The organism is Streptomyces mutomycini (assembly GCF_001700505.1).
GTDB lineage: Bacteria > Actinomycetota > Actinomycetes > Streptomycetales > Streptomycetaceae > Streptomyces > Streptomyces mutomycini.
Genome location: NZ_MAPV01000194.1, coordinates 1 through 7,497, shown reverse-complemented (window position 1 = coordinate 7,497; position 7,497 = coordinate 1). Strand labels below are relative to the sequence as shown.

Here is a 7,497-nt window from a genome sequence, read left to right as displayed (position 1 = left end):
GGGGAGGGAGTTCTCCGGCGTGGCGGCGGGGGCGAAGCGGTCCGCTGCGAAAGGGCGGCCCGGTCCGGGCAGCTCGCCGGTCGTCAGCACGTGGGCCATCACGTCGCCGGTGACGGGGGTCAGCAGCACTCCGTTGCGGTGGTGCCCGGTGGCGAGATGCAGGCCGGGCAGCGCGGTGGGGCCCAGCAGCGGTGCGTTGTCCGGTGAGGCGGGCCGCAGACCGGCCCTGGTCTCCGTCAGCGGCAGCTCGGTGATGCCGGGCACCAGCTCATGGGCGTCACGCAGCAGCTCGTACACCCCGCCCGCGGTGACCGTGGTGTCCCAGCCCAGCTCCTCGGTGGTCGCGCCGACCACCAGCTCACCGTTGGCACGCGGCACCAGGTAGACCTGGCTGCCGCGCACGACCGCCCGTACCGTCCGGCTGAGGAAGGGGGCGTACGCGGCAGGCACGGTCAGCCGGAGCACCTGCCCCTTGACCGGACGCACCGGGGGTACGACCGCACCGGGCAGTCCCTCCAGCCGACCGCTGAGGCTGCCTCCGGCGAGTACCACCTGGCCGGCCGTCAGCTCCGTACCCTCCCGGAGGACCGCTCCCGTGGCACGGCCGCCCGTGACGGAGAGCCGCCGGACCCAGTCCCGCCGGAAGGCCACCCCGGCGCGCTCGCACGCGGTGACCAGAGCCGAGGCCAGCCGCCTGGGGTCCACCTGGTGGTCGCCGTCGACCCGCAGTCCGCCGCGTACGCCGGGGGCGAGCATCGGCTCCAGACGGCGGCACTCGCGGCCGCTGAGCCACTCCGACTCCAGCCCCGAACGCTGCTGCAGGGCGTGCAGTTCGCGCAGGTGCGCACGGTCGTCGGAGTCCAGAGCGACGGACAGGGTGCCGCAGGCGCGGAAGCCGGTCCCCTGCCCGCTCGCCTCCTCCAGCTCGGCCACGAAGGCCGGATAGCGGGCGGCCGAGGCCAGGTTGAGGCCGAGCAGTGTCTGCTCGCCGTAGTGGAGTTCTGTGACGGCGGCGAGCATCCCGGCCGCGACCCGGGCGGCCCCACCGCCCGGTTCGGGATCGGCCAGCGTCGTGGTCAGGCCCTGCTGGGCCGACCGCCAGGCGGTCACCAGGCCGATGATGCCGCCCCCGACGACCAGCACGTCGGAACCGTCTGCGGAGATGCGCATGGGCGTCCAGCCCCTCCCTTCGCCGGCATGACCCGGATCAGGTTCGTACGGTCGGAGGCCGGTCAGCCTCCCTCTCAGCCCGGTGCGTCCGGGCTCCCGCGAGTGTCTTACGGTGGCCAGCCTAGCCCCACCGCCCGCAGCCAGTAAGGGAGCAGCCGCCGTGGCACGTTCACTCGACGGACTCGTCCTCGCGCCGGTCGCCGACCAGGCTCCCGGCCAGGTAGGGACCCGGACCCGCTTCGAATACCACGAGCGGGACGGCCGGATATGGGCCGAGTACGCGGGCGGCGACGTCGTCCGGGGCCATCTCGTCGGCACTCGGCGGGCGGACCACCTGGACTTCAGGTACGTCCAGTTGAAGCAGGACGGGGCCACCTCGTCCGGGCACTGCCTCTCGACGGTCACCGAGCTGCCCGACGGCCGGGTCCGCCTGGACGAGACGTGGGAGTGGGAGTCGCAGGAGGGCAGCGGGACGAGCGTGGTGGAAGAGCTCTTGAACTGACGTCATGTCACGTGATTAGGGTGGACGGGTGAGCGAGCAGACGCAGGACCCGGCAGGAGGACACCGGCCGCACGGTGTCGTCATCGTGGGCGCCGGCATGGCCGGCGTGCAGACGGCCGTCGCCCTGCGGGAACAGGGCTTCGCGGGACCGGTCACGCTGGTCGGTGCCGAACCGCACCAGCCGTACGACCGGCCGCCCCTGTCCAAGGCCGTGCTGCTCGGCAAGGCCGAGGACTCAGCCTTCGACGTCGACTTCGAGGAGCTGGACATCACCCTGCGCCTCGGGCTCGACGTGACGGGCCTGCGTGCCGGGGCGCACGAGCTGGACACCCTGGAAGGGCCCGTCGCCTACGAGGTGCTGGTCCTCGCCACCGGAGCGGAACCCGTCGCGCTGCCCGGCACCGAGGGGGTGCCCGGCGTCCATCTGCTGCGCACCCTGGACGACGCCGCACGGCTGCGGCCCGTCCTGGAGCGGCAGCACGACGTGGTCGTGGTCGGAGCGGGCTGGATCGGCGCCGAGTTCGCCACCGCGGCCCGCGCCGCCGGCTGCGCGGTCACCGTCGTCGAGGCCGCGGACCGCCCCCTCGCGGGCACGATGCCCGCCGAGGTCGCCGCTCCGATGGCGGCCTGGTACGCCGAGAGCGGAGCCGAACTCCTCACCGGCGTTCAGGTCGCACGCGTCGAACAGGGCGCCGTCCATCTGACGGACGGCCGGGTCATCCCCGCCGGAGCGGTGGTCGTGGGCATCGGCGCCCGGCCCGCCACCGCGTGGCTCGCGGGCTCGGGCATCGCGCTCGGCCCGGACGGCTCGGTCACCGCGGACAGCTCGCTGCGCACCTCGCTGCCCGATGTCTACGCGGTCGGCGACTGCGCGTCGTTCCCCTCGGCCCGCTACGGTGAGCGGCTGCTGGTCCACCACTGGGACAACGCCCTCCAGGGGCCCCGGGCGGTCGCCGCCGCCCTCGCGGGCGGTGCGGCCGGGACGTACGACCCGGTGCCCTACTTCTGGTCGGAGCAGTTCGGGCGCTTCGTGCAGTACGCGGGCCGTCACGCCGGAGCCGACACGCTGCTGTGGCGCGGCGACCCGGGGGACCCGTCCTGGACGGTCTGCTGGCTGAGGCAGGGGGTCCTGGTCGCCGTGCTGGCCGTGAGCCGGCCGCGCGACCTGGCGCAGGGGCGCAGGCTCGTCGAAGCCGGGGCGCGGATCGACCCGGTGCGGGCAGCCGACTCCTCCGTACCGCTGAAATCGACGGCTCTCCCGGAGCCGTGACGGCCCCGTACGGGCGGCCCGGGTACCGACTGCCGGTCCGGGATGGCACGCTTGTCCCTGTGACCGAGATTGACGCAAAGATCGATGCTCTCGTCCCCGCCTGGCTCCACCTCCCCGACATCGCGGAAATGCTCGATGTCGAGGTGACGCGTGTACGGCAGCTGGTCAAGGATGGCCAGCTCATCGCCGTACGACGTGGTGAGAACCGGGCGCTCCAGGTGCCTGCCGCCTTCATCGACGGCGACAAGGTGGTCAAGGGTCTCGCAGGGACCCTGACGCTCCTGAGGGACGACGGCTACAACGACGAAGAGATGCTGGACTGGCTCTTCACCCCCGACCCGAGCCTGCCCGGAACCCCCGCGCAGGCCCTGAGCGAGAATCGCGGTACGGAGGTGAAGCGCCGGGCCCAGGCGCTTGCCGTCTGACCGGACGACCGTGAGCGGAGTGCGGGCCGTGGCACACACGGCCCGCACTCCGCCGTTATCCGCCGGCACGGCGGCCCGCCGGCCCACGGCGGTTTCGTCGCCGCGCCGGTGACCCATCCACACACCGACGGGGGAAACGAACACCATGTCCACGCCTCGCACCCTGCTTTCCGGCGCCCGGCTCTACCTGTGCACGGACGCCCGCAAGCGGCAGGGTGATCTCCCCGAGTTCCTCGACGCCGTGCTGGCCGGCGGTGTGGACATCGTGCAGCTGCGGGACAAGGGCATGGAGGCGGCCGAGGAACTCGAACACCTCGCCGTGTTCGCCGACGCCTGCAAGCGCCACGGGGCGCTCCTCGCGGTGAACGACCGTGCCGACGTCGCCCATGCCATCGGCTCCGACGTGCTCCACCTCGGGCAGGGCGATCTGCCCGTACCCGCCGCCCGCGCCCTCATCGGCGACGACATGGTGATCGGCCGCTCCACCCACGCCGAGGCGGAGGTCGACGCGGCCGCCGCGGCGGAGGGCGTCGACTACTTCTGCACGGGCCCCTGCTGGCCCACCCCCACCAAGCCCGGCCGGCACGCCCCCGGCCTCGGCCTCGTGCGCCACGCCGCCTCGCTCGGCACGGCACGTCCGTGGTTCGCCATCGGCGGGATCGACGCCGGCAATCTGGACGAGGTGCTGGACGCCGGCGCGCGTCGCGTCGTCGTCGTACGGGCGATCACCGAGGCGGCGGACCCCGCCGAAGCGGCCGCGTCGCTCGCTCGGCGCATCCGGGAACGCGCCGCCTGAACCGTGGGCCGTCCGGCGGTCACGGGCGAATCGCCGCGTGGCGTCGGACCCGGGGCACCGCAGGGCGGAGGGGCGTCATGCCGAGGTGTCCGAAGGGTGGACGAAATTCACCGCATCACGGGCAATTCGGCTTCTCTGGTTGGGGTACGGCCGGGCCCTGGTTAACCTCCCAGTATGGCCCTTGGTACACCTTCCACCAGGACGGATCACGCACGCACCGTGCGTGATGTGCTGGCGACCGGCGAGACCTCGTACTCGTTCGAATTCTGGGCGCCCAAGACCGAGAAGGGCGAGCGCAATCTCTGGAACGCCCTGCGCCGGGTCGAGGCGGTGGCCCCGAGCTTCGTCTCCGTGACGTACGGCGCCGGTGGTTCCACCCGTGCCGGGACGGTCCGGGCGACGGAGCAGATCGCGGCGGACTCCACACTCACCCCGGTCGCGCACCTCACCGCCGTCGACCACTCCGTCGCCGAGCTGCGCAACATGGTGGGTCAGTACGCCGACGCGGGAATCCGCAACATCCTCGCGGTGCGCGGGGACCCGCCCGGCGACCCGATGGGGGAGTGGGTCGAGCACCCGAAGGGTGTGCGGTACGCGGCGGACCTCGTCCGGCTGATCAAGGAGGCCGGGGATTTCTGCGTCGGCGTCGCGGCATTTCCCGAAATGCATCCGCGCTCTGCCGACTGGGACTCCGACATCGGTCATTTCGTGGACAAGTGCCGCGCCGGTGCCGACTATGCGATCACCCAGATGTTCTTCCACCCGGAAAGCTATCTGCAGATGCGTGACCGGGTGGTCGCTGCGGGTTGCGAAACCCCGGTCATTCCCGAAGTGATGCCGCTCACCAGCGTGAAACAACTGGAGAGATTCGCGCAGCTCAGCAACGCGTCCCTGCCTTCCACGCTGAAAGAGCGCATCCTCGCCGCCAAGGACGACCCAGCCGCTGTACGCTCCATTGGCATCGAGTTCGCCACGGAGTTCTGCGCGAAACTGCTCTCCGAGGGTGTCCCGGGGCTGCACTTCATCACGCTCAACAACTCGACGGCGACACTCGAGATCTACGAGAATCTCGGACTGCACAAGCAGTCGTGACCGGCCGTACCCGCCACCAACCGGGGCGGTGGCCGTAGGAGGGGGCGGGCGTGGGCTGGACGGTCCTCTACATCGCATTCGGCATAGTGGCGCTGTGGCTGCTGGGCGAGGTGCTCCTGCAGTACAAGGCGCGCCTGCGCTGGCGGCTGCTCGCCTTCGGGGGTTTCCTCTGCGTGGTCCTGGGTGTCCTGATCCCCTCCGTGCTGGTGATCGCCCTCGGGGCGATCGCCTTCGCGACGGGACAGACCTATGTGACGCTGTCCTTCCGGCGCGGCTTCTCGACCGGGTGGGCCATAGGCGGCAGCCCCGGTGAGAGCCGCCGCCGTCGCGGAGGCGGCCCGGGCAGCCCGAAGCCCGTGCTCGAGGTCTCCGGCCTGGAGTACGGCGGGGCCACCCAGCAGGCGGAGGCCGGCCCGGCGGCGGTCTACGCACCGGAGCCGATGCCGGACGACACCGGGCAGTACGGCATCTACACCGACTCCCCGGCCGACGGCGGTGGCCGGCAGGAGCGACAGCACCAGCAGGACCAGCAGCACCAGCAGGGCGAACAACAGCCGCAGTACGCCGCCTACGACCCGTACACCGGCTACCCCGGGCCGTCCGCCCCGGATCAGTACGGCGGCCAGGAGGGCTACCGGCCCCAGGACACCTACCAGGACCAGGGCACCTACGCGGGGCAGGCCGGGCAGTACGACTACGGCACGGACCAGGCTGGTTACGCCGCCTACTCCGCCCCCTACACCGGTACGGACACCACCGCGGGCACCGGTCAGTACGCCGAGCACGACAGCTACGGCAACGGCTACGACCCTTCCTACGGCACCGGAGAGCAGCCCGCGGACCCGTACGCCGGGCAGTACACCGACACCCCGCCGGGCGGGGTCTGGGTTCCGCAGCAGCGCGAGAGCGACCAGTACCCCCCGCTGCCGCCGGAGGCCCCCGTCCAGCCCGCCCCGTACGGCAACGGGTACGACACCGGCCAGAACGAGCAGTACCGCTACTGACCCTGCGGCGGGCGGCGGGCGGCGGGCGGCGGCACGAACCCGCCGCCCGTCGCTCACGCTCCGCCGGCCGGTCACTGCGAGCCGCGGAAGCCGTCACCCTCCACCACGAGTCCGGCGACCAGGGCTCCCGACATCCCCGCGTGGGCCAACCCGCCGCCCGGATGCGACCAGCCGCCCGCCAGATACAGACCCGGCAGCGGGGTGCGGTTCCCGGAGTGCAGAAAGGCGCCCTCCGCCCCGGCCAGGGCCGGAGCCGGCACCGAACCGCCCTGGGCACCGGTGTCGGCCGCGGTCTCGGCCGGCGTACGCACCTCCGCGTGGAGTATCCGCTCACGCAGGCCGGGTACGGCCTCGGAGGCCCGGCCGATCACCGCGTCCGCGAACCGCTCGCGCAGTCCCGCGTCCGTCCAGTCGACCGGACCGTGCGGCGCCACCGTCACCATCAGGGTCACCGCCTCGTGCTCCCCGTCCGGGCGGGTGGCGGGGTCGTCCGGGCGCAGGACCGTCACCGTGGGCAGCTCCGCCGTCCGGCCGCCGAACACCGCGTCCCGCTCCGCGGCCGGGTCGACGGCGTGGACCACGGTGCGGTGCACGGCGCCGGCCTCCCGGCCCCCGCGCAGTGACAGCAGGACGAGGAAGCGGCCCGGGACCAGGGCCCCGTCCGACCTTTCGGGCCTCTCCCGCAGGTCCGGCAGGAGTCCGGGCGCCGGCTGCGCGCCCACGACCACGTGATCGGCCTCCACGCTCCCGCCGTCCGCCAGCTCGATCCCCGCAGCCCGCCCGTCCTTCTCGAACACCCCGACCGCCTCGGCGCCGAAGACGAACTCCACCTTCCGGGCCAGACACCGCTCGTACACCGCCTCGGCCAGCGCGCGCATGCCCCCGGCGACGTACCAGCTGCCGAACGTCTCCTCCATGTAGGGCAGGAGGGCCGCGGCGGCCGGAGCGCGGCGGGGATCGAGACCGTACGACAAGGCGTACCCGTCGAGCAGGGCCGCGAGGCGGGGGTCCGCCAGCTCCCAGGCGCCCACCTCCGCCGGCGTCCGGGCCTGCCGGGCGCCGAGCAGCAGCCTGCGGCGACGCACCGCGGGGTACGGATCGCGGCCCAGCGGCTGCCGGTCCTGTGGCAGCGGCTCCTCCAGCAGCGGCCTGCGCGACCGGTTCCAGGCGACCCCGGCCCGGTCCAGGAATTCCCCCCACCGGGCCCCGGCCCCCTCGCCGAGCGCACCGTCCAGCGC

8 protein-coding genes and 1 riboswitch are annotated in these 7,497 nt (G+C 73.0%); of the genes, 6 read left to right on the top strand and 2 right to left on the bottom strand.

Annotation, left to right across the window (positions count from 1 at the left end; translation table 11 throughout):
* A partial coding sequence (thiO, locus tag BFF76_RS25125; protein WP_065849113.1) for a glycine oxidase ThiO occupies positions 1-1,170 on the bottom strand: 1,170 nt, incomplete at its 3' end.
* Positions 1,168-1,280: riboswitch (TPP riboswitch) on the bottom strand. (Overlaps the previous gene by 3 nt.)
* A gap of 50 nt (positions 1,281-1,330) precedes the next feature.
* Between thiO and BFF76_RS25120 the strand changes: the two genes are divergently transcribed.
* From BFF76_RS25120 to BFF76_RS25095, 6 genes are all read left to right on the top strand, one after another.
* Entirely contained in the window at positions 1,331-1,672 is a 342-nt protein-coding gene (locus BFF76_RS25120; protein WP_031100789.1) for an avidin-fold protein, read from the top strand.
* Positions 1,673-1,700: 28 nt separating this feature from the next.
* The gene (locus tag BFF76_RS25115; protein WP_031100787.1) at positions 1,701-2,942 is read left to right on the top strand and encodes an NAD(P)/FAD-dependent oxidoreductase; all 1,242 of its coding nucleotides are present in this window, start codon (positions 1,701-1,703) and stop codon (positions 2,940-2,942) included.
* Positions 2,943-3,001: 59 nt separating this feature from the next.
* The gene (locus BFF76_RS25110; protein ID WP_031100784.1) at positions 3,002-3,367 is read left to right on the top strand and encodes an Rv2175c family DNA-binding protein; all 366 of its coding nucleotides are present in this window, start codon (positions 3,002-3,004) and stop codon (positions 3,365-3,367) included.
* A 145-nt stretch (positions 3,368-3,512) separates the two neighbouring features.
* Complete coding sequence (thiE, locus tag BFF76_RS25105) at positions 3,513-4,163, top strand: thiamine phosphate synthase (RefSeq protein ID WP_031100782.1); 651 nt, start codon at positions 3,513-3,515, stop codon at positions 4,161-4,163.
* A 174-nt stretch (positions 4,164-4,337) separates the two neighbouring features.
* On the top strand, positions 4,338-5,255 hold the full coding sequence (gene metF / locus BFF76_RS25100; protein ID WP_051834797.1) for a methylenetetrahydrofolate reductase [NAD(P)H]: 918 nt from the start codon (positions 4,338-4,340) through the stop codon (positions 5,253-5,255).
* A gap of 50 nt (positions 5,256-5,305) precedes the next feature.
* Complete coding sequence (locus BFF76_RS25095) at positions 5,306-6,259, top strand: chromosomal replication initiator protein DnaA (protein WP_053930203.1); 954 nt, start codon at positions 5,306-5,308, stop codon at positions 6,257-6,259.
* A gap of 71 nt (positions 6,260-6,330) precedes the next feature.
* Here BFF76_RS25095 and BFF76_RS25090 read toward each other — a convergent pair.
* A partial coding sequence (locus BFF76_RS25090) for a phytoene desaturase family protein (protein WP_065849112.1) occupies positions 6,331-7,497 on the bottom strand: 1,167 nt, incomplete at its 5' end.

What these genes read in the sequence shown, in the direction of transcription:
- thiE (WP_031100782.1), top strand. Translation starts at nt 3,513, where the DNA reads ATGTCCACGCCTCGCACCCTGCTTTCCGGCGCCCGGCTCTACCTGTGC.
- metF (WP_051834797.1), top strand. Translation starts at nt 4,338, where the DNA reads ATGGCCCTTGGTACACCTTCCACCAGGACGGATCACGCACGCACCGTG.